The following is a 23,137-nucleotide window of genomic DNA, read 5'->3' on the forward strand; positions in this document are numbered from 1 at the left end:
AATCACTCACACATTTTATGATCTCGATCTACTTGTAATTCTGGCAAATCTGTAATGCGTATTCGCTTCCATGAAATACCACAATTAATATGTGATACAAAAAATATTAGGACTGCATTTCCTTAAATTAAATCCGCATAAATTTGCGAACTTTCTTTATTTATTGGTTCACTCTGTCCTTAGAATATCAATTTACAGTATATTAACTGGTTATTCAACACTTACTCTAAAACATCCTACTTTTCCCACCTTTCCCACCTTTTACTTTACTCGTATTAATATCACTTGCAATAACTCAGTTGCATCTAGCAAAAGTAATAGTGAGAATAGTATACGCTTGTTTTGATATATTTTTTTCTTTAACTTTTCTGGGTAAATGATAAATATGCATTATCCATAACCTTTGTAGAGAGGTAGCAGTGCTATATCTCTACAATCTTTTTCACTGATATAGCCGTAGTCACATAGGTTAGGACATAAGGATGGGGTGAATGCTAGAGTTATACCAATTCAAAATTCAAAATGACGCTCTCTACGAGACGCTAAAAGCGAACGCGGACTCGCTAACGCTGCGCTAACAAAATTCATGCATTAAGAAAGCCAGACAGAACAAAGGTATGTCCGTATGTATCTGTTGCATTCTTTTTTCAAATTGGTATTAGCAATAGTTTTACCTCCTGCCTCCTGCCTCCTGCTATATTTTTATTCTGTTAATTAAAAAAGCCCCTTAGTAGGGGCTTATTAAGTTGTCCGCGTGGATTGAACAACTAGTTAATTAATACTCACAGTAGATACAGTAATCCGAACAAAATAATCCAAATCACGTCAACGAAGTGCCAGTAGATTTCGGCTGCTTCAATACCAAAGTGCTTTTCGTTACTATAGTGACCCGGAACGCGCGATCGCCACAACACAGCAACAATTGCCAAAACGCCGATAGTAACGTGCAATCCGTGGAAACCAGTCAAAACGTAAAATGCACTAGCAAATAAATTGGTAGTTAAACCAAATTCTAAATGGGTATATTCATATACTTGACCCACCAAGAAGATAGCACCCATTGCAGCAGTAATTGCTAACCAGATTTGTGCACCCCGCGCATCGTTCTTTTTGATCGCAGTATCGGCATTGTGCATGACAAAACTACTAGAAATTAGATTGATGGTGTTGACTCCAGGTAGCAATAGTTCTAACTCTGGGGTACCTGCTGGCGGCCATGCAGGTAAGGTAGCACGGAAAGCCAAATAGGCTCCGAACAACCCCATAAAAATCATCCCTTCAGCAACCAAGAAGACAATTAGCCCAAACATACGATGGTCTGGATGTTCTTCATGATGACCGACGGACGCTTGTGCCGCGTGGTGATGATTTAGTTCGGTTTTAGCTGGGTCAATAGTTTGACTTTGCATGAATTTTGATAAGTGGAGAATTGGGCATTAAAAAGAGGTAGGGGGGCAGGGTGCGGGGGGCGGAGGGGAAAACTCTGCTCCCTTGCTTTTTCCCTAGTCCCCAGTTTATTTCCGGTCTTCGGGATTGGCAGCAACTGCTGGGTCGGGTTCTGCTCTTAACACTGAGTTCGGGCCACCAGACAAGACTGGATTGGGATCAGATAAGGGTACACCTTCTTTAGCCTTTTCCAAACCGTAGTCATAGGGCCCCGTAGCTAATACTGGGAGTTCATCAAAATTCTCGATCGCTGGCGGTGAGGTTGTCATCCACTCTAAGGTAAGTGCCCTCCAAGGATTATTGGCAGCTTTCTCACCATACAACCAACTCCAAATCGCATTGATGATGAAGGGGAATGTCGAAACTGCTAGTATGTAAGCGCCATAAGTACAGATTTCGTTGATAAAGGTAAATTTAGGGTCATACTGGGCGACACGGCGGTTCATACCCATTAATCCCAGCTTGTGCATTGGTAAGAAGGTCATGTTTAGACCAACTATTGTTAAAGCAAAGTGAACCTTACCCCAAAATTCGTTTAGCATCCGTCCCGTCATTTTCGGGAACCAGTGGTAAATCGCTGCATAAATGCCGAGAACACTACCACCAAATAGCACGTAGTGCAAGTGTGCTACTACAAAATAGGTGTCGTGAACGTGAATATCAAAGGGCACTGCTGCCAACATCACGCCACTGATCCCACCAATTACAAAGGTACCGACAAAGCCCATTGCAAACAGCATGGCACTGTTAAGCCGGATTTTTCCACCCCACATGGTTGCTAACCAACTGAAAATTTTAATTCCCGTGGGTACGGCAATGATCATGGTGGTGATCATAAAAAACATCCGCAACCAACCGGGGATACCGCTGGTAAACATGTGGTGTGCCCAAACAATTAGCCCCAAAAAGCTAATGGCAAGAGACGAATAAGCGATCGCTTTATAGCCAAAAATCGGCTTGCGGGAATGCACCGGGATAATTTCTGAAATTGCCCCAAAGAAGGGCAAAATCATGATGTAAACCGCAGGGTGGGAGTAAAACCAGAACATGTGCTGATACACAACTGGGTCGCCACCTCCAGTCGGGTTAAAAAATGTCGTTCCTGCCAATAAGTCAAAAGCCAGCAGAATTAGACCTGCTGCTAACACTGGTGTAGATACCAGAGTCAGTGCCGAGGTAGCAAACATCGCCCAGCAGAACAAGGGCATTTGGTGAACCCCCATATCAGGGATACGCATCCTGAGCAATGTGACGAGGAAATTGATTGCTCCTAAAATAGATGACGTGCCTAGTAGGAGAACGCTCATAATCCAAATTCCCTCACCTACTTGACCTGTTACCAAGCTCAGGGGAGGGTAAGAAGTCCAACCCGCATCCGGTGCATCGCCTACCACTAAACTAGCGATCAACAATAAACCCGCAGGGGGAATCATCCAAAAGGCAACAGCATTCAAGCGGGGAAATGCCATATCTTTTGCCCCAATCATCAAAGGAATGAGGAAGTTAGCAAAACCTGCACCAGCTGGCACGATCCACAAGAAAATCATGATCGTGGCGTGCAGTGTAAATAAGCTGTTGTAGACTTCAGGGGTGACAAAATCGACTTCTGGAGTTCGCAGTTCTGTACGAACCAAGTCAGCCATCACGCCACCAATACAGTAAAAAATGAATGTAGTGACTAGGTATTGAATCCCAATCACCTTATGATCGGTGTTGAAACTAAAATAGTCTTGCCATTTTCTGATCCCTGGCTCCTCAACAAGAGCAGGGGCGTTGGCAGTTTCTTGCACTTGAGCTTGGGTCATTTGTCATTTGTCCTTTGTCATTTGTCCTTTGTCACTTGCCATTTGTATGAGTACTAATGACTAATGACTAATGACCAATGACTATTTGTGAACTTGATGGAGGATTTCTGGCTGAATTCCCATGTCCTTGGTGTAAGGAACAAGAAATTCATTTGGGGATAGATTGGCAGGGTTAACCCTTCGGGTTCGCGAGTTCCCCAGACGCTCGTTCCTCGCTACCGCTTGCGCTAACGCCGGAAACCGCCAAGACGGGGACTCGCTCACAGCAACGGCTTGATTTAGTGTTTCTTTGCTGGCAACTAACTGCTCTTGCACCCATTTGTCAAAGGCTTCTTCTGGCTCAACAACTACTGTTGCTCTCATTGCACCGTGGTAGGGGCCACAAAGTTCAGCACAGATTAGGGCATAATCGCCTGCTTTTCTGGGTGTAAAGCGAATCTCGCTCTGCCTACCAGGAATCGCATCTTGTTTCAGGCGGAACTCTGGCACCCAAAAGGCGTGGATGACATCGTTAGCTGTCATATTGATTTCCACTTCACGCCCGATGGGGACGTGCATTTCACTTGTAGTTATACCAGTTTCAGGATAGGTGAAAAGCCAAGCATATTGTAGACCTGTGACGTTGACCTGTAATCCTGCTGGTTTGCCTGCTTTATCAGGAGTGCCCCCAATTGTCGGAGCAACACTACCTACACCTGGGGCATTCCGCAGTTGGGGAATCTGGTCAGCATTGCGGACTTCTGCCGTAGCTGGGTCTTGCATTGCTTGATCAGATTTTTCTTGATTGAGGTTCGGTTCGGTGCTGGGAGGAGTATCGCTTAAAGTTGCAGCCATTGCACTCCCATGACCTGGCATTTTTTTCATCGACTCCTGATTCATCGGTGCTTCATGGATAGCATGGGGATCAAAACCACCGATTTCGTTGTAGACATCAAAGCTGTAAACAGAAATACCGATAACGATAATTGCTGGGATCGCCGTCCAGAGAATTTCTAAAGGTACATTGCCCTCAACTGGTGGGCCGTCTTCATTGTCACCTGCACGCCGACGGTATTTAAATGCAGAGAAAATTAAAACACCTTCGACGATCAGGAATATACCTGTAGAAACGATCATCATCGCGTTGAACAGACCATCCACTAAGACGGCTTCATCCGTGGCTGCTGCTGGCAACAGACCGTGATATTGACCGTACCAAAGGCTGGCTAGCGTTAGCACGATGCCAATGAGTAATGTCCAGATTGAACTTGGAATCTTCACGGTTTACTTAATTGAATTTACTACGTTATCTCAAAGCTGCCCACTTACTAAGGTAGTCTAGGCTGTTAGATATGGAGTACAGTGTTCTGAAATTTTTATTAATTTTTTTGGCTACTTTACTCATCCTGAGTGCAAGAAGTTGATCAAACAATAAGGTTTAGTTAAGCATTGTCTTTTGAGAATTTCAGTAGAAACGCTAATTTAGCTTTTTTATAGGGTTTATCAGATACTGATAGAAATAGACGTAAATCAATGAGAAAATTTAAGATAGCGACGAGAAACTCAATCGAATCATGGGTAGAGAGGGATAGTCGCCTCAAGCGACGGGGCGACACTTCGGGCATTGGTAAACTTCTTCCCCATGCCCTATACTTCTCTACCTTGGGCTGCACCAACGGCAACGCTAAGTACAAGTGCCCAAAAACTTTATCCCCTTGTGGGTGAAGTTTTTTATTTGTGAGAATTGAAAGCGACAGATCCCTGACATCTCAAAGAAGTCAGGGATCTTGTTTCTCACGATCGCCTGTTTACTACTAAAATTTCTTTATAACTCCCAGGAAATCGACCCCACCACCGTCAACGGATCACCTGGGAAAACACGCGTCTGGCTCTGGGAAGTCTCAAAATAGTCAGCGTCAAACAGATTCCTAATATTGACTGCGGCTCGAAAACCTCCTTGGTTGTAGAAGATAGCAGCATCCGTGCGTAAATAACTTGGCACAGTAAACGTGTTGTCTAAGTTTCCCTGGCGATCGCCTCGATCAAAAATTCTCATCAAAAAGTGATCGCTCTGATTTCAACTTCTGAAAAAAGGCGATCGCTCATAGACATTCTTGGCACTCGTGACGCAACTTCCGAAAAACAGAGATTTTATCGAGGTGATCGCTCTAACTCCAACTTCACAAAAACAGCGTTTGCCTGTTGACTACTAAAGAAGTCAAACTCAAGCAAATAGTCTGATGTAAACTTTCAAATGCAGAATCTGGGTTATAACAAGCATATCATCTACCAACTAGCTGATGACTGAAGAATTGGCCAGAGCAGACAATGATAGCCCGTGGAAAGAAATTTTATCAACATACTTTCCCCAAGCCATGCAATTTTTCTTCCCCGAAACAGCAGCATTAATTAATTGGCAACATCCACACGAATTCCTCGATAAAGAATTTCAACAAATAGCACGCGAAGCAGAATTTGGTAGGAGATATGCAGATAAATTAGTTAAAGTCTGGCAACTTCAAGGACAAGAAATTTGGCTATTAATTCATGTGGAAATCCAAGCTACACCAGAAGACATATTTCCCCAAAGAATGTTTTCTTACAGCTTACGAATATTTGACAAATTTGCAAAACCTGCCATAAGTTTAGCAATTTTGTGTGATGCTGACCCGACATGGCGACCTTATCAATATAGTTATAATTACCCCAATACCAGACTGAACTTTGAATTTGGCATCGTCAAGCTTTTGGATTATCAAAATCGGTGGCAAGAATTAGAAGCTAGCAACAACCCATTTGCCATAGTGGTGATGGCACATTTGAAGACACAGCAAACAACTAAAAAGCTCACAGAACGTAAAAGTTGGAAATTGAGTTTAATTCGCCGATTGTATGAATTAGGGTTACAGGAAAAAGATATTCGTAATCTGTATCGATTTATCGATTGGGTTATGATTTTACCAAAAGCCTTAGAAGCAGAATTTTGGCAAGAGTTTAAACAATTCGAGCAGGAGCGGACTATGAGCTACATTACCACAGGCGAGCGCATCGGCTATGAGCGGGGAAAGGAAGAAGGAAAACTAGAAGGAAAACTAGAAGGAAAACAGGAACAAGGACAAAGACTCGTGCTGCGGCAACTACAAAGACGAATAGGAGAGTTACCACAAGAGGTTCAAGGGCATATTGAAACTCTTTCCCTAGAGCAATTAGAAGCACTAGGTGAGGCTTTGTTGGATTTTATAACTATCGCTGATCTACTTGACTGGTTCGAGGCAAATCAAACAGTATAGAAAATTTATCGATATAAAAAAGGCGATCGCTCATGGGCATTTTTAGTAATCGCTCTAACTCCAAATTTCACAAAAACAGCGATCGCCTGTTGACTACTAAAATTTCTTTATAACTCCCAGGAAATCGACTCCACCACCGTCAACGGATCACCTGGGAAAACACGCGTCTGGCTCTGGGAAGTCTCAAAATAGTCAGCGTCAAACAGATTCCTAATATTGACTGCGGCTCGAAAACCTCCTTGGTTGTAGAAGATAGCAGCATCCGTGCGTAAATAACTTGGCAGAACAAACGAGTTGTTTAAATTTCTCTGGCGATCGCCGATGTAGAATAACCCCAAGCTCAAACTCCAACCCCTTCATTCCCTTACTATCCTAACTCCCTACCGGGGACACTAAAACTCCCACGAAATTGTTCCCAACACAGTCAACGGCGCACCAGGATAGATGACGGTTCTTGCCTGGCTAGTTTCGTAGTATTTCTCATCAAAGAGATTCTTGATATTGATTGCAGCCTTCCAGTTATTGCGTTTGTAATAAAGTGCTGCATCCGTTCTCCAGTAGCTGGGTAAGATAAAACTGTTATCTAAATCTCCTTGTCTATCCCCTACATAATACAGTCCCAATCCAAATCCTAAACCTTGTAAACTCCCACGTTGGATTTCATAAGTTGTCCATAGACTGGCAGTATTCTTTGCAACGTTGTTCAATAAATTACCAACTGGGAATTGATTGTCTTCAGTAATTTCAGCATTGGTATAAGCGTAAGTGCCAATAATTTTCCAACCGGGGAGAATTTCGCCTGCAACATCTAGCTCAACGCCTCGACTACGTTGCTCTCCAACCTGAATGGAAAAATTGGTATTGTTGAGATCGGTGGTCAGGACGTTGGTTTTTGTGATCTGGTATGCTGCGAGGGTTGCAGAGATTCTGTCACTTAAATCTGCTTTGACACCCACCTCATATTGAGTGCCGCGTTGAGGTTCAAAAACAGAGTTATCGCCTGCCTGACCGCATCATATAACTCAACTTTTGGTAAGGTTTTCTTACCCACTACCGTCACCCGTACAGTATTGGCATCAATATTCTCTGCTGTGATTTGGGTAATTCCTGTAACTGGTTTTTGAGAACGAAATGTAAAAGCATTGCCATCAGCTAATCGTAACTGCCCACCAGATATATCCACGATAAAATTATTACCAGCACTGCGATTTGTCACTTGCAGTTGAGTCCCAGTAGGTGTTTCTAAAATCACCTCTACGCCTTTGGCAGTAGGATTGGCTTTCACCCCTGTTATTGGCACAATTTCACCCTCCTGTTTTACCCCTGGCGAAGGGGGGTTTTGTAGAGCTTGAGACTGCACTCTTCTTTCGGCGCTAGTGAGTGTCCGTTTGATCTCGCCGATACTAGGGATATTAGCTAGGGCAGATTTCTGCTCTTGCATTTGTGCCAATCCGGCTTGAATACCCAATATGAACAGGGTGCTTACCATCAACACCACTTGTTGTAACTGATTTATCATCACTCCACACCCAACCAAACTTTCCAAATACAGCTTGCTAGTTGATAATTATTTGTATCTAATTCTATGTAGGAGAATACAGTAATTTGAGCGATCGCTGCAAATTAAGATTATTTTCTCTGTCTAAGACAAATAGTTATAGTAATACTCTTAACTAATTATTAAGAAATAGTGTCTATTAGCAGAGAGAGCGATCAACAAACAATGCAGCAAAGCAGTAACCGAAAGCCGATGTCCGATCAAAACTGCCAAGAAATCGTACCCTGCACGGTAAACGGCGCACCAGGGTTAACAGTGGTTCTAGTTCGGCTAGCTTCAATGTAGTCAATATTAAAAAGATTCTTGAAGTTGAGACCCAGGCTCAAGTTATTTCGCCGATAAAAAATGCTGGCATCAGTCCGCAAGTAGCTATCTACTTTAAAGTCGTTAGCCAGATCCCCCTGGCGATCGCCTACGTAGAATAAACCCAAGCCAAAGCTTAGCCCTTGCAAACTCCCAGTTTGAAGTTCATAGGTTGTCCACAAAGAAGCAGCGTTATATGGTACATTATAAAGTTGGTTTCCTTGTTGCCCATTGTTGCTTTTTGTAACTTTGGCATCGGTGTTAGCGTAAGAGGCGATGATATTCCAGCCTGGAAGAATGGAGCCTGTGACATCCAACTCAATGCCGCGACTTCTCTGCTCTCCAACTGGAATGACAAAATTTGTATTGTTAGGATCGGTTGTGGCGACGTTGCTTTTGGTGATTTCGTAGGCAGCTAGGGTTGTTGTCAACCGATTGTTAAGAAATTCACCTTTGACACCAACCTCATACTGAGTACCGCGCTCTGGTGGGAGCAGTGAACCATCAACACGAGTTCCTGAATTGGGTTGGAATGATTTACTGAAGCTAGCGTAGAGGGAAATTGGTTGAATCGGTTGGTAGACGATCCCAACCCGTGGCGTAAAGGCATCATCTTGTTGATCTGAAGTAGACTTTTGATCGACTAAATCGAAGCGTCCTCCCAGCAGTAATTTTAAATTGTCAGTGACTGCTACTTGATCTTGCAAAAAGATGCCTAAAAAATTTGTTTGATTATTGATCGCATAGACCACTGGAAGCTGATCTTGATTGGGACGAGGAACGGTTCCATAAACGGGGTTAAAGATATTAATACTAGGAGCAGCATCAACATGATAATCGATATTATTTGTTGTCCTTTCCAAATCAACACCAAACAGAAGTGTGTGCTTGACCCTACCAGTAGAAAACTTCCCAACTAAATCGTTTTGCAGCAAATAGTTCTTGAAATTAACTGGTATATCAGCCCAGCTTCTACTCAGTTCCCCAGTCTGCTTGTTTAAGCTTCCAGCGTAAGCACTACGGTATCTGGAGTCACTTACAGTGAATCGAAACCGACTGCGAAGCTTCAAGTCTTCGCTCAAATCATGTTCTAAACGGTATCCCACCGTGTCTTGTGTTCGACTGAAATTATCATCCCTTTCATTTAGAACCCGATCAAAGGGAATATTTGCAACTCCTATACCAAAGGCAATAAGTCCGTCATCAAGAGGTCGCTTCTCATCTAAATGTTCAAATTCCAGGGTCAAGTTGGTGCGTTCGTCAATCTTCCAGCTGAATACAGGCGAGACAAAATAACGTTCAATTTCTTGGTCCAAGTCCCGAAAATACCCGCCATGCTGATAAACTGCATTCAACCGATACAGCAGTGTACGCTTTGGGTTTAACGGACCTGATAGATCCAGGGTCGGTCGCACAAGACCAAAACTTCCGGCTTGCACTCCTAAAGAATAAAAAGGATCTCTAAGTGGTTGTTTGGTGACAAAGTTGATCGCTCCACCAGGGTCTACATTGCCATATAGTACTGAAGCAGGTCCTTTAAGTACCTCGATCCGTTCTAAATTAGAGGTTTCCACCAATTTCTGGTCAGTGTCTCTAAAACCATCACGTAGATTAACGTTTTGCTCAAAACCACGAATGGAAAATATGTCTTCAGCACTGCCGCCAGATGGTATTGACTGTTGGACACCACTAACGTTACGCAACGCCTCTGAAGCTTGAATGACTTGTTGATCCTTTAGTACCTGCTGGGGAACCACTTGAATCGACTGAGGAATATCACGCAAAGGCGTATCAGTCCGGGTAGCAGTTGAGGCATCTGGCACGCTGTATCCGTCTTGCTCCCCTGTCACCACTAGTTCAATCGGTTCATCACCACTAGTTGACGGTTGATTTAGCTGTGTCTGGTTTTGTGGCTGCTGCGGTTGTTGCGCCTTTGGTGCAGTACTTGCCACAGAGAATATCAGACCTTCGTTTGGACTGTCATACAACTCAACCTGTGGTACAAGAGTTTCCCCCGTCACCGTTACTCGGATAGTATTGGCATCAAAATTCCTGACTGTGATCTGTGTAATACCTGCAATTGGCTTATCCGAGCGGAATGTGAATGCCTCACCAGAAGGAAGGCGCAGCTGAGCATTGGGAACATCAACAATGAAGTTATTGCCAGCACTGTGATTCACCAATTGCAACTGCTGTCCTTTGGATGTCTGTAAAATCACCTCCACACCTTTATCAGTGGGATTTGCCTTAACTCCTGTCACTTGCACAACTTCTGAGGCAAGCGTATTTGACGGTGCTGGCAATTGCACTCTTCTTTCGGCGCTAGTGAGAGGAAGTTTAACTTCACGGATGCTAGGAATATTAACGATATTTTTCTCAACTGTTTGTGCCCAAACAGGCCTAACGCCCAATGTTAGCAGCACACTTACGATTAACGCCACTTGTTGCCACTGATTTATCATTACATCCTACCCTGACAAGCCTTCTTAAGAAGATTACTCGATGGACTAGTGTAAGTAAAAGAAATTTTGTGCTTTAGACGGACTTTTTTTGTGCTTTAGACGGACTTTTTCTGCGGCATTTGATATTCTTTGGGGCGCAGCCTAAAGTAGAGAACTAAAATGTTGGATAGTTGTATATGTTAAAACTCCCAAGAAATTGTGCCCTGTACTGTAAACGGATCGCCATAGAAAACACGATTCTGATTCTGGGCAGATTCAAAATAATCGATATTGAACAAATTCTTGAAATTTAATCCTACCCGCATACCCTCTCGTTTGTAGAAGATAGCAGCATCGGTGCGAAAATAACTGGGTAGTTGAAACGTGTTATCTAAGTCTCCTTGCCTGTCTCCGGCAAAGTAGAATCCTAAACCAACCCCCAACCCCTTGTAATTGCCCTGTTGAATTTCGTAGGTTGTCCACAGATTTAAAGCGTTTTTCGGAATATTGTCCAACTGATTGCCTACTGTCAATGTATTGTCTTTAGTAATTTCAGCATCGGTGTAAGCATAGCCTGCAATCATGTTCCATCCTGGCAAGATTTCTCCTGTGACATCAAACTCAATCCCTCGGCTGCGTTGTTCGCCTACCAGAATAGTTAACAATGGGTTATTGGGATCTTCGGTAGGCAAGTTGGTGCGCGTCAGGTCATGTAGATGTCATCGTTGAAGTCCTGTGTGCCGTAACCTCGATTGAGGGTACGTTGGTCTGCCGCTAAGTTGCCATAAACAATTTCTCTATCAGTACGCACAATCGAGGTGCGGAAGGCGCTACGCACTTGCCAGTTATCACTAAAGCGGTACTCAAAGTTATAACCGATTCGGTAGACTCGATTATCGCTATCGTCAACTGAAGGTTCACCGACAGCACGATTACGTGGAATCTTACCGTTGGGATTGGGTAGCACACTACCCTCGGCTGGAACACCAAAATCAAAGGGTCCTTTGGCATCGTAATACTCGGCTGCTAAAGTGAGCTTGGCTCTGTCGTTAATTTGCCAGGTTAACGAAGGTGCCACGTTGTAGCGCTGTTGTTCATAGAAATCACCAAAACTTTCGGTCGTTCGGGCGGCAACCCCTAACCGATACAGCACCGTTTTGTCAGCATTCACTGGACCCGACAGATCAATCGCCCCTCGGTAAAAGTTGAAACTTCCCGCAGAGCCTTCTAGAAAATAGTAGGGTTCTCGCAAGGGTTGTTTCATGACAATATTAACAACACCTCCCAGTGGTCCTTGCCCAAACAGAACCGAGGCAGGTCCTTTGAGAACTTCGATCTGGTCAACTGTGATCGGATCGTAGCCAACATAGGTTTGTGAAAGGTCTAGAAGCCCGTCTTTTAGTGTATTAGTCCCAGCGTCAAAACCCCGAATCGAAAAACTATCAGCGAAGGTGCGCGGAGAGCTTCCTGACTGCACCACACCTGGTACGTTTTTGATCGCATCAACCAAGCGGTTTGCCTGCTGGTCTTGAATTACTTGTTGAGGTACAACCTGGATCGATTGGGGAATGTTGCGTAGTGGGGTATCAGTTTTCGTAGCAGTCGAAGCATCTGGTACATTGTATCCGTCTTGTTCCCCTGTCACCACCAACTCAATCGGTTCATCACTTGTTGATGGTTGAGTTGGCTGTGTCTGATTTTGAGGCTGATTAGCTTGGGGTGTTTGGGGTGGCTGTTGTGGAGAAGTCGCCGTTGCTGTAGTTGCTACCGCAAAAACCAGCCCCGAATCATCATCAAATAACTCAACCGTGGGCAAAGCCTTCTCACCTAGCACTGTATTGGTATTAATATTTGTTACTGTTATTTGAGTAATTCCTGCAAGCGGTTTATCTGAACGAAATGTAAAAGCTTCACCTGAAGGTAAGCGCAACTGCCCACCAGATACATCAACAATAAAATTGCTGCCCGCACTGCGATTTATAACTTGCAGCTGAGTACCAACGGGTGTCTCTAAGATTACCTCTACACCTTTATCGGTGGGATTAGCTTTCACCCCCGTTATTGGCACAATTTCATTCCCTTGTTTTCCCCCTTGCGAAGGCGGGTTTTGTGGAGCTTGAGACCGCACTCTTCTTTCGGCGCTAGTGAGCGGAAGTTTAACTTCACGGATACTAGTGATATTAACGATATTTTTCGCAACTGTTTGTGCCCAAACAGGTCTAATGCCCAATGTTAGCAGCGTACTTACCATTAATACCACTTGTTGCCACTGATTTTTCATCACACCCCACCAAAACTGATAAGCCTTCTCAAGAAGATTACTGGATAGACTAGTGTGAGTGAAAGAAATTTTGTGCTTTAGACGGATTTTTTCTGCTGCATCTGATATTCTTTGGGGCTAAGACCAAACTTTTTCTTAAATGCGTTTGTAAAGTAACTGCGACTAGCAAAGCCAATGCTATCTGCGACTTCAATTACTTTTATTTCTCCAGTATTGAGGAGTTGGCGTGCTTTCTCCAAGCGATAGTCGTGTAGGTAGGCAAAGGCAGTTGTACCAAACACTCGGCGAAATCCTTGCTTGAGACTGCGATCGTTTAATCCTACTTGCTTTGCTAACTCAATCAAAGATGGTGGATTGTCAAGATTTTCTAGCAAAATATTTCTCGCATGGTGAATGCGATCAATATCATTTGGCTTCAATGCAGTGGGATTGTGCCTACCCTCTTTTGCTTCCAACTCCTCTTCTACCAGCAGTGTCATTAATTCCAGCGCCTTGCTTTCGAGATACATCCGCTTGGTCAAACCTTGATAAGGACAGCACAGAATTTGCTGCACAAGTCCTTGCATTACTAGTGTAATTGTTCCCAGACGCTGATACAGTTCTTGAGTGGGTTGCCGAAGCAGATGCTGTAAGGACGAGGAAACCTCTTTTTGGGCATTGCCTGCAAATGAGCAAAATAGTTCCTGTGTCATCCAAACAGATATAGCAAGATGAGGTTGCGCTGTTGAACTGATTCCAATTTGGCTTGGTATTGTGCCACCGCTAGAGAAAAGGTACTGTCCTGCTCCGCCTGCTAAATATTTTCCCGTATGAACGTCTCTGCCTTCGCCGCTTCCTGAAACCCACAAGTCGTATGCGACAAAATCACCTCCACGTTCTGGAACTTTGATTATTAAGCGATCGCGCAGTTGATAATTACTAATTAGTAACCCTAATCCCTCTCGCAATTGAATATTTCGGCAAAATCCTTTACCAAACTGCGATGGATACTGCCAAATCATGTCAAACTCATCTAAGGGATCGTAGCGTTGCTTGCTTGGTTCATCTTCAAAAAAGATTTCCCAGAAGTAATTCCGCGAAATGGAGATGGTCATTTTGGAACTGAGCAATAATTGCAATACCTGCAATAGTTTCTCATAAAGTGGGTGTGAAGCAATGTCTATTGACAAGCCGAGAAAACCTCTGTGCTTTTGTCAATGTCCCTGAGCAGTTAAGTAGATCGGTGTGAATATTTATCGTTGGGATGAGGCAGGAGGCAGCGATGTTGGAGACAGGAGGAAAAAGGGTTTGAGTCTATTTAATTTTTCTTAACATAGTTTGGTTTTGCCACATCGTTTTACTTAGCCCACTTTTGTTACTCTGGGGAAATAAAAATCGAGGCGAAATGATGAAACTCAGATTTGGTCAGAAGATTAGTGATCGCAAACTAATAGAAACCTCCAGACAAAGCTCTATAGGTAAAATTTTATCTGGGCAAGGGTTACAGATTATTCTCTGCCGAAAGTGACAAAAGAGAGTTAGACAGTAAATGTATAAACGTAGTTAAGTTGCCAGAACCTAGACAGCTTGAGCATTCTCATCAGATGCTTTTTCTGCAACAGATTTTAAGCGGCTAGCTCTGATTTTCCTGATGCGATCGCTATTGCGAACACCACCCACCATTTCATATTCGCAGCTATCTTTACCGTACTTGATAGCAACTACCATTAACATCTTCTCACAAAGCTGACTCAAGTTTTTTTCCATCTCTTCAATTTCAGTTTTAGAAGAATCAACCACAGACAGAGCGGTATTATAAACATCAATTTTGTTACGTAACTGCTCAATTGACGCAATCAGTTTTTCGAGACTATAATCCTCATCAAACTTGATATCTGGAACAATCGATTTCAGACCAGCAGACCTAATCTGAGCTTTTTCTAAGATGCGAGATGTTCTTTTCTGACGAGCCATAAATTTGTGTTTTTAAGATGCTTCTAGAGCTAGCTTGCCTTAATTAACCAGCATAGAGGTTCAGCAAAATTAACAATTTTTTGTGATAAAATTTTCAGGTAATAGCAGTAGTTTTTCGGTATTTTATCGAAAGTCGGCGGAAAACTCTATTTCCTTATAGGTAGAGAGGGATAGTTGCCCCCTGACTTGGGGCATTGGGCATTATTAGACTTCTTGCAGAAATCGGGAAAAGGGTAAGGGGGGAAAAAATAAAGATGCACTTCCTTACCACAAGAGCGCAAAAGTAACTATTGCTTATAGGTCTATTGATTTTTCCCCATTGTTACGAGGGAGACCGCTACTGTCGCGAGAAAGACTGATACCGTCACGAGAGAGACCGCTACTGTCGCGAGAAAGACCGCTACCGTCACGAGGGAGACTACTACCGTCACGAGGGAGACTGCTACTGTTGCGAGAAAGACCGCTACCGTTACGAGGGAGACTACTTCCTTATTTATGGAGTATCAAACTGTTGCCCGTTCCCTATTCCCTTTTAAAAATGATTTAAGTAGGAAGATACAAATAAACTTAACTATATCAATTAAGCGTCTGAAGCTTCGCCGGTATAGCGACTGCGAGGAATTTTACCATTGGGATTGGGCAGTACACTTCCCACGGCTGGGATGCCCGTGTCAAATGGTTGGGCTGCATATAAATATTCTGCTTCCAAGGTAAGCTTTGTGCGATCGCTAATCTGCCAGCTTAAAACAGGAGCAACTTGATAACGCTCACTCTTAAAGAAATCGATAAAACTTCCTGAAGTTTGAGCCGCAGTGTTTAAGCGATACAATAACGTTTTGTTGTCATTAAGTGGACCAGATAAGTCAATAGTTCCACGATAGAAGTCGAAACTCCCAGTAGAGCCTTCCACTGAATAGTAGGGTTCTGTTAGGGGTTGTTTGGTGAGTATACTAATCAAACCACCCCCCCCACCTGGACCGTAAAGAACGGAGCTAGGCCCTTTAAGAACCTCTAAGCGTTCTATGTTGGCAGTGTCAGTGCCGATAGAAAAATTTACGGCATTGTCTAGCAGCCCATTTCTTAAGAAATTGTAATTCACAAAACCTCGGATCAAATATGCATCAAACGGTGCACGGGATGATTGATTTCCTCGCACTACGCCTGGTACGTTTTTTAATGCTTCACCTAATGTTGCTGCGCTAACAAATCAACTGCACTCGTAGAAAAACCTCTTTGAGTTTGCTTGATACCCTGCAATTCATTTCCTCAAGCAGGTTGCATCATTGGTAAAACTAGAGCGATCGCCCACAATTGCCAACTAACATACCTACAACCCGCAAGTACCCTCTGTAATCTTCTCATAACTCTACCAATAGACAGATATTCTCAAGTACCTCTTGAGGTCACCCTACAGAGTTTCAATAACCGTGTCTTTGTATATCAAATTACTTTCACTGCTGACAAGTTGCAGCATGAATTCTAGGTAATTCGACTCTGGGAACAACCAACTCAGATATTTCTTCAAACTCCAGCTTTTATGAGTCCTATAATAAATTTTTCATATCTTGAAAAATACTTAAAGCTTCAGGCAAAAAGTGGCTAATGTGCTTCAAAGTATAAGTGAGTGCTGATTTATAATCCCTTAGCCTATACGCTAGGGTAAAGATAGGACGCTAAAAGAAAATTGAAAATTTTAACAGATCCACCAAGAGCGGGCAGAAGGTATCGTTAATGAGCGAATTTGTCCTACAACAACAAAATGAAGCGGCTCTTCAGCAGCAAAAGCCCAAAGAAATGATTCGGCGCTTGGTGTGGAAAATGTGCATAGCCACCTTAATTTTGATGGCAATAGGCTCTGCCACCCGTGTGATGAATGCTGGGCTTGCTTGCCCTGACTGGCCCTTATGCTATGGCGAACTCGTGCCAGCCAAGCAAATGAATCTCCAAGTGTTTTTGGAGTGGTTTCACAGATTGGATGCAGCTTTAATTGGTGTAAGCGCGATCGCACTTTTCGGTTTGTCCTGGTGGTGGCGTCGTTTCTTGCCCTCTTGGCTGCCTTGGGCATCTACATTCGCCCTATTTCTAATCGTCTTCCAAGGTATCTTAGGGGGACTTACCGTTACCGAACTGTTGCGGTTTGATATCGTTACCGCCCATTTAGGAACGGCGCTGTTGTTTTTTACTACTCTCCTGATTATCGGCACAGCACTCACACCCTATCAGGGGAATGGAACCGTTGGTAAGTTGCCTTGGGTTGGTTTAACTGCTGCTGTTCTAGTTTACCTGCAAAGTTTGCTAGGTGCTTTGGTAGGCTCTCGCTGGGCGCTACACCAATGCCTCGGCGGTTCTCAACTTTGTACTGTAATGTACAGCCATATTGCTGGTTTGGTGCCGCCAACAGTGGCAACCTTGGCAGTGGTATTTATCTGTTGGCGGACACCAGCACTACATCCAGCCTTGCGGCGACTGGCAAATATGGCTGGTGCGTTATTAATCTTACAAATCTTGTTGGGAATCGCCACTTTCAAATTACACCTCCAAGTCGAGCCTCTTACAGTCTCTCATCAAGCTATAGGAGCTACTTTGCTAGGTACTTTGGTGGTTTTCACAGTTCTCGCACTGCGTGACTCAGTGAGTGCTAATTCACAAGTGCTAAGTGCTGAGTAGATAGTGGGGCATTGGCCAAACAGGGCATGGGGCATGGGGCATGAAGAAGAGACAAGGTAGACAAGGAACAGAGGGGAGACTTGGGAGAGACTTGTTCAATAATTTCCCCTTTTCCCCCTTGTCCCCCTCATCTCCCCTGCTCCCCCTGCTCCCCTACTCCCCACTAAATGACGAAAGCTGCAACGGCGAGTATTGCGACCCACGCAAGTGCAGAAAATCTGTGTTTTCATTTGTCTGAAATAGCCAGCTTGAGCGGGGGCTGCATATAAGTTGTTGAAAAATAAGGAACCAGAGCCAAAATGATTGAGACTAATGTCTCTCGCCACCACGAAACATTTTTCCAGGTAGTTCAAAGTTATTACCAGCTAACGAAGCCTCGGATTATTCCGTTACTTTTGATTACCACGGCTGGAAGTATGTGGATTGCTGCCAAAGGAGAAGTAGACCCATTGCTGTTGCTAGTAACTCTCACTGGTGGCACAATGGCTGCTGCAAGCGCCCAAACAATTAACTGTGTCTATGACCGGGATATTGATTATGACATGGAGCGGACGCGCCATCGTCCGATGCCTTCCGGTAAGGTACAGCCACGCGATGCTTTAATTTTTGCGATCACACTGGCGACGATTTCCTTTACACTCCTAGCAGTATTTGCTAATCTGTTAGCTGCGCTTTTAGCCTTCTCTGGTATCGTCTTTTATATTTTGGTTTATACCCACTGGCTAAAACGCCACAGTACCCAGAATATCGTTATCGGTGGAGCTGCTGGGGCAATTCCGGCGTTAGTGGGTTGGGCTGCTGTTACAGGCACTTTAAGCTGGTCAGCATGGTTAATTTTTGCCATCGTCTTTTTGTGGACACCACCCCATTTCTGGGCTTTAGCTCTGATGATTCGGGACGATTACGCAAAGGTCGGGATACCAATGCTACCTGTAATCGAAGGTGACACAGCAACGGTGAAGCAGATTTGGTACTATACGCTGGTGACAGTGTTTGCAACCCTGTTATTGGTTTATCCTTTGGGCGCAAGTGGAATTCTTTATGCTGCGATCGCCCTAAGTCTGGGAGGATTATTTATCTACAAATCTTGGCGTTTGTTGCAACATCCAGAGGATCGCACTGTAGCTAGAGATTTGTTTCTCTATTCCATCTCCTACATGATGCTGTTGTGTCTAGGGATGGTAGTGGATAGCCTTCCTGTCATCCATAATCTAATTAATGCAGCGATCAAGCAGTTGCATTTTATTGCTTAGGGGATGCAAAATTTAGCGATCGCGTTGGTAAAAGGGCGCGATCGCATTTTCAGAAATTAAAAGTTATACATAATAATTAGAGTTTGGCGTATTTGCGATTAAAAGTAAAATTTCAGTTATAACCAAATTGATTAAAAAGCTGAATGAAGTTGTAAAAAATATAAATGTTGACAAATTACATTCGTACAGCAATGCACAAAGCAACTTATGAGTTGCTTGAGGATGGAACTTTCTATGGCGAAATTCTAGATGTTTTTCGGAGGTGATAGACAAGGAGAGCTACCAAATACCTTTGAATTGCCCAGTTATTTCCACACCGATGCTGCTATCTTCTACAAACGAAACAGATTCCGGGCAGCGATTAATTTCAAGAACTTGTTTAATATTGACTATTTTGAATCTGCTGTTTATTATGGCGATCCGTTTACAGTGCAGGGCACGATTTCGTGGCAGTTTTGACTCCAGCCTCCACGGCTGTTTCCCTTCTGGTTTGGCAAGAATATTTCCGCGCCGGACTCAATTTTATAAATCTGCTTCGACGTCAATTATTTTGAAGGTGCCGATGGTGACTTTGGCATTTCTGATGGTGAGCCGTTGACGGTGCAAGCAACACTTCGGTGGGAGTTTTGATAACATACTCAAGCTAGAGAATCAAAACAGCGTAGACACGGAGTGGCTTGTTGTTAGACATCGCCGTAACTAGAAAAATCAGGAGCGATCGCCTTTGCTATATTTACTACAAAACTGATGACCGAGGAATTACAAAGAGCAGATAATGATTCACCGTGGAAAGAAATTTTATCAGCTTATTTTCCCCAAGCCATGCAATTTTTCTTCCCCGAAACAGACATATTAATTGATTGGTCACGTCCTCACGAATTCCTCGATAAGGAATTTCAGCAAATCGTCCGAGAAGCAGAAACTGGTAGGCGATATGCCGATAAACTGGTGAAAGTTTGGCAACTGCAAGGTGAAGAAATTTGGCTATTAATCTATGTCGAAATCCAAGCCATACCAGAAGATGCTTTTCCCCAAAGAATGTTTTCTTACAACCTGCGAATCTTTGACAAATATGGCAAAGGAGCGATCAGTTTGGCGATTTTGTGTGATGCCAACGCGACATGGCGACCCCATCAATATAGTTATAATTATCCCAATACCAGGCTGAATTTTGAATTTGGCATCGTCAAGCTTTTAGATTATCAAAACAATTGGGCAGAATTAGAAGCCAGCAACAATCCATTTGCAACTGTGGTGATGACACATTTAAAGACGCAGCAAACAGCTAAAAAGCCACAAGAACGTAAAACTTGGAAATTTAGTTTAATTCGTCGATTGTATGAATTAGGTTTACAGGAAAGAGATATTCGTAACTTATATCGATTTATCGATTGGGTTATGATTTTACCAAAACCATTAGAAGCAGAATTTTGGCAAGAGTTTAAGCAATTTGAACAGGAGCGTTCTATGAGCTACATTACCACAGGCGAGCGCATTGGTTACGAGCGTGGAAAGGAAGAAGGTAGACAAGAAGGTAAACAGGAACTCGTGCTACGGCTACTACAAAGACGAATAGGAGAGTTACCACAAGAGGTTCAACAACGTATTCAAACTCTTTCCCTAGAGCAATTAGAAGCACTAGGCGAAACTTTATTGGATTTTAGTGCGATCGCAGATTTACTCAATTGGTTAGAAGCAAATCAAACCGCGTAGAAAATTTCGGGGAGATGAATTTTAGGATAATCAGAGCGATCGCCTTGGGGAAGGTTCTGCCTAAACCTGGAGAAGCCAATCTGCCAGAAAAAAGCGTCGTAAATGTCTCTCAGTTGCATCGTGGTGCGACCAAGTATGGGTTAGGCTGTGACGCATTTAAGTTGCACAATTTGATGCAGGATGGCGATCGCTTGAAAATCGCTATACTCAAAAAAGCAAATTAACTGAGAGTGAAAACAGTTATGCTAAACCAATCCGTAACTCAGGCGTTATACAACCAAGATTTTTGTCTTTGGGTAGACACAACAGTCCAGCAATTAAAATTAAAGCAATTTGAGACAGTGGATTGGGAAAATCTGATTGAGAAGATCCAAGATTTGAGTGGGAGTCAAAAACGAGTTTTAGAGAGTTAGCGGCTTGCCGCAGGCATCGCAGGACGCGAAAATGGATTTTGTCAAGCTAAAAGGATATTTTAAAAGTCCTCTTGTTGGTAGTAAAACTTGATGCGCCTGATTAGACGCATATTCGCTTGACAGTAGCAGCCATAGACAGTGATCGCTGTCTATGGCTGTTTAAACGACACATAGCGATCACAACTCCCTACTCTTTGTCTTTTGTTACCATGATAAATGAGGGCAAGAAGCCTGACTATTGCATAGGTGAACTAACATGACACCTGAACGTGAATTAAGAGTCGAAATCGCAAGAAACATCATTGATGAATGTGAAGTTCTGTTTAGCGCCCAGGCGTGGAAGTTCTATCAGCACTCTGGTCGGGGTTATCTGTATCTTCACAAAGTCGTGAATATCCAGCATTCCGGTGGTAACGACTTTTCAATCACAGAAAGTCCATCTGCGCTCGGGAGCAAAGTTCATTATGTGGCGCAAAGAAGTGAACCCTGGAAGATGATGATGCTCTCGCAAGCGGCGAAACAACAGCCGATCGAATATGCACAGTTGTTTAATGTAATTGACACTTATAAGCCTAAGGAAGAGTATGTGGTAATAGTGGGGTTTAATTACGGCTCTGATGCCTCAGAAAACTGGTTTTTAAGACGACCAGAATTGCCGCCAATAAAAGCCTATACGGCGGTTCGCCATCGTCCGCAGGAATTTGGAGTAGATTCGCTCTAAGCGCGAAACTAACTATTCAATATTGCCAAAACTAAATATCAACTTTCTTCCATCTCCACCTCAAAAAGTAGGAAATGCTCTTTCTGACGCATGAATATTAAAAGTAGTTGAGCGTTTGGGATGCTCTCTAAGCAGATGGTGTCTATGTTAAGTTTTCCATTTTCTGCTTACTGGGTTTCACAAGTGTTTATATTTTTGAGCAGATTTACTTCTAATGGTGTCTCCAGTCTTAGTCCGCTTTTGCTAGCGTAGTGATATAGAGTTTATCGCTTCCCAGTAAGCGGCTGGAAGCAAAAGGATTAATATGGCTCATTTAAATCAACGTCGCTCACAAAATGTTAACGGCGATTTTTATGTAGATACTACCTGTATTGATTGTGATACTTGTCGCTGGATGACTCCTGAAGTGTTTTCTCGTGTCGATCAACAGTCGGTGGTTTATCATCAACCTACGAATAATATAGAAAGATTAGCAGCCCTTGAAGCACTTTTAGCTTGTCCTACTAGTTCTATTGGTACAGTTGAGAAACCAAAAGATATCAAAGTTGCTCAAGAAAAGTTTCCAATATTAGTAGCAGAAAATGTTTACCATTGCGGCTATCATTCCGAAAAATCTTATGGTGCTGCTAGCTATTTAATTCAACTTCCAGAAGGTAATATTTTAGTGGATTCTCCCCGGTTTACGCCGCCTTTAGTCAAGCGTTTAGAAGAACTGGGGCCAATTCGTTATATGTACCTAACTCATAAAGATGATGTCGCAGATCATCAAAAGTTTGCCGAACATTTTCAGTGCGATCGCATCCTTCATGCTGATGATATTACTGCGGGTACTCGCAATGTAGAAATACAGCTAACTGGTTTTGAACCATTTGCCTTAACTCCAGATTTATTAATTATCCCAGTTCCCGGTCACACCAAAGGACAAACTGTTCTACTCTACAAAAATAAGTTTCTGTTCACTGGCGACCATCTCGCTTGGTCAGAAAGCTTGCACCAACTAACTGCATTCCATGGTGCCTGCTGGTATTCTTGGTCAGAACAGACTAAATCAATGCGTAACTTGGCTAATTACTCTTTTGAGTGGGTGCTACCAGGTCATGGACGAAGGTTTCATGCTGATAAAGAAACCATGCACCAGCAGATGCATAAGTGTATTGAGTTGATGGAATCTTGGAATTGACCGAATAATTCATAATTATTTGGTCATCTGAAAAAGGCTACGAAAAACCTAACCGCCTAACCCCCTTCTTAGTGCGGGAAGGGTGAAAATTCAAAGTCTCTCTCCTTTTAGGCTACAGTGTACACACAAGGATG

Annotated in this window: 20 protein-coding genes and 3 pseudogenes; 10 read left to right on the forward strand and 13 right to left on the reverse strand. The window is 43.3% G+C overall.

Going from position 1 to position 23,137, the window contains the following annotated elements; genetic code table 11:
- Positions 1-782 precede the first annotated feature (782 nt).
- The 4 genes from V7K56_RS25450 to V7K56_RS25465 all read right to left on the reverse strand — a co-directional run bounded on the left by V7K56_RS25450 (position 783) and on the right by V7K56_RS25465 (position 5,286).
- Entirely contained in the window at positions 783-1,409 is a 627-nt protein-coding gene (locus V7K56_RS25450) for a cytochrome c oxidase subunit 3 (protein WP_334914827.1), read from the reverse strand.
- A gap of 105 nt (positions 1,410-1,514) precedes the next feature.
- Positions 1,515-3,251: a cytochrome c oxidase subunit I gene (ctaD, locus tag V7K56_RS25455; protein WP_334914829.1), complete on the reverse strand. Its 1,737-nt coding sequence runs from the start codon at positions 3,249-3,251 to the stop codon at positions 1,515-1,517.
- 81 nt (positions 3,252-3,332) lie between these two features.
- Positions 3,333-4,511 carry a cytochrome c oxidase subunit II gene (locus tag V7K56_RS25460; RefSeq protein WP_334914831.1) on the reverse strand — a complete coding sequence of 393 codons (1,179 nt, stop codon included), beginning with the start codon at positions 4,509-4,511 and terminating at the stop codon, positions 3,333-3,335.
- A 544-nt stretch (positions 4,512-5,055) separates the two neighbouring features.
- Positions 5,056-5,286 carry a hypothetical protein gene (locus tag V7K56_RS25465; RefSeq protein ID WP_334914833.1) on the reverse strand — a complete coding sequence of 77 codons (231 nt, stop codon included), beginning with the start codon at positions 5,284-5,286 and terminating at the stop codon, positions 5,056-5,058.
- A 244-nt stretch (positions 5,287-5,530) separates the two neighbouring features.
- Between V7K56_RS25465 and V7K56_RS25470 the strand changes: the two genes are divergently transcribed.
- Positions 5,531-6,520, forward strand: a complete 990-nt coding sequence (locus V7K56_RS25470) for a DUF4351 domain-containing protein (RefSeq protein WP_334914835.1) — start codon at positions 5,531-5,533, stop codon at positions 6,518-6,520.
- A 107-nt stretch (positions 6,521-6,627) separates the two neighbouring features.
- Here the strand turns inward: V7K56_RS25470 and V7K56_RS25475 are convergent, their stop codons facing one another.
- From V7K56_RS25475 to V7K56_RS25515, 9 genes and pseudogenes are all read right to left on the reverse strand, one after another.
- Positions 6,628-6,864, reverse strand: a complete 237-nt coding sequence (locus V7K56_RS25475; protein ID WP_334914837.1) for a hypothetical protein — start codon at positions 6,862-6,864, stop codon at positions 6,628-6,630.
- Between the two features lie 48 nt (positions 6,865-6,912).
- Positions 6,913-7,530 (reverse strand): annotated as a pseudogene (locus V7K56_RS25480) (TonB-dependent siderophore receptor); the annotation flags it as partial.
- A complete protein-coding gene (locus V7K56_RS25485; RefSeq protein WP_334914841.1) occupies positions 7,455-8,039 on the reverse strand; it encodes an AMIN domain-containing protein in 585 nt (194 codons plus the stop codon). The gene V7K56_RS25485 and the pseudogene V7K56_RS25480, both read right to left, overlap by 76 nt.
- Positions 8,040-8,278: 239 nt before the next feature.
- The gene (locus V7K56_RS25490) at positions 8,279-10,843 is read right to left on the reverse strand and encodes a TonB-dependent receptor (RefSeq protein WP_334914845.1); all 2,565 of its coding nucleotides are present in this window, start codon (positions 10,841-10,843) and stop codon (positions 8,279-8,281) included.
- A 179-nt stretch (positions 10,844-11,022) separates the two neighbouring features.
- The gene (locus tag V7K56_RS25495; RefSeq protein ID WP_334914847.1) at positions 11,023-11,514 is read right to left on the reverse strand and encodes a TonB-dependent siderophore receptor; all 492 of its coding nucleotides are present in this window, start codon (positions 11,512-11,514) and stop codon (positions 11,023-11,025) included.
- Positions 11,515-11,525: 11 nt separating this feature from the next.
- Positions 11,526-13,103 (reverse strand): TonB-dependent receptor plug domain-containing protein, encoded by a 1,578-nt coding sequence (locus tag V7K56_RS25500; RefSeq protein ID WP_334914849.1) that lies wholly within the window; start codon positions 13,101-13,103, stop codon positions 11,526-11,528.
- Between the two features lie 77 nt (positions 13,104-13,180).
- Complete coding sequence (locus V7K56_RS25505) at positions 13,181-14,197, reverse strand: AraC family transcriptional regulator (RefSeq protein WP_334914852.1); 1,017 nt, start codon at positions 14,195-14,197, stop codon at positions 13,181-13,183.
- A gap of 463 nt (positions 14,198-14,660) precedes the next feature.
- Positions 14,661-15,056 (reverse strand): hypothetical protein, encoded by a 396-nt coding sequence (locus V7K56_RS25510; RefSeq protein WP_334914854.1) that lies wholly within the window; start codon positions 15,054-15,056, stop codon positions 14,661-14,663.
- 580 nt (positions 15,057-15,636) lie between these two features.
- A pseudogene (locus V7K56_RS25515) lies at positions 15,637-16,242 on the reverse strand (TonB-dependent siderophore receptor); the annotation flags it as partial.
- Between the two features lie 545 nt (positions 16,243-16,787).
- On the opposite strand from V7K56_RS25515, the gene V7K56_RS25520 reads away from it, so the two are divergent.
- From V7K56_RS25520 to V7K56_RS25560, 9 genes and pseudogenes are all read left to right on the forward strand, one after another.
- Positions 16,788-17,723 (forward strand): COX15/CtaA family protein, encoded by a 936-nt coding sequence (locus V7K56_RS25520; RefSeq protein WP_334914856.1) that lies wholly within the window; start codon positions 16,788-16,790, stop codon positions 17,721-17,723.
- A 299-nt stretch (positions 17,724-18,022) separates the two neighbouring features.
- Entirely contained in the window at positions 18,023-18,976 is a 954-nt protein-coding gene (locus V7K56_RS25525) for a heme o synthase (RefSeq protein ID WP_334914858.1), read from the forward strand.
- Between the two features lie 191 nt (positions 18,977-19,167).
- The gene (locus tag V7K56_RS25530) at positions 19,168-19,242 is read left to right on the forward strand and encodes a hypothetical protein (protein WP_334914904.1); all 75 of its coding nucleotides are present in this window, start codon (positions 19,168-19,170) and stop codon (positions 19,240-19,242) included.
- Positions 19,226-19,435: pseudogene (locus V7K56_RS25535) on the forward strand (hypothetical protein); the annotation flags it as partial. The gene V7K56_RS25530 and the pseudogene V7K56_RS25535, both read left to right, overlap by 17 nt.
- Before the next feature lie 288 nt (positions 19,436-19,723).
- Positions 19,724-20,689 (forward strand): DUF4351 domain-containing protein, encoded by a 966-nt coding sequence (locus V7K56_RS25540; RefSeq protein WP_334914861.1) that lies wholly within the window; start codon positions 19,724-19,726, stop codon positions 20,687-20,689.
- Positions 20,690-20,703: 14 nt separating this feature from the next.
- Positions 20,704-20,913 carry a hypothetical protein gene (locus V7K56_RS25545; RefSeq protein WP_334914863.1) on the forward strand — a complete coding sequence of 70 codons (210 nt, stop codon included), beginning with the start codon at positions 20,704-20,706 and terminating at the stop codon, positions 20,911-20,913.
- Between the two features lie 18 nt (positions 20,914-20,931).
- Positions 20,932-21,102: a DUF29 family protein gene (locus tag V7K56_RS25550; RefSeq protein WP_334914865.1), complete on the forward strand. Its 171-nt coding sequence runs from the start codon at positions 20,932-20,934 to the stop codon at positions 21,100-21,102.
- A 256-nt stretch (positions 21,103-21,358) separates the two neighbouring features.
- Positions 21,359-21,823, forward strand: a complete 465-nt coding sequence (locus V7K56_RS25555) for a hypothetical protein (RefSeq protein ID WP_334914867.1) — start codon at positions 21,359-21,361, stop codon at positions 21,821-21,823.
- 304 nt (positions 21,824-22,127) lie between these two features.
- On the forward strand, positions 22,128-23,003 hold the full coding sequence (locus V7K56_RS25560; protein WP_334914869.1) for an MBL fold metallo-hydrolase: 876 nt from the start codon (positions 22,128-22,130) through the stop codon (positions 23,001-23,003).
- Positions 23,004-23,137: the final 134 nt, after the last annotated feature.

Origin of the sequence: Nostoc sp. (genome assembly GCF_036917535.1) — a bacterium.
Lineage (GTDB): Bacteria > Cyanobacteriota > Cyanobacteriia > Cyanobacteriales > Nostocaceae > Nostoc.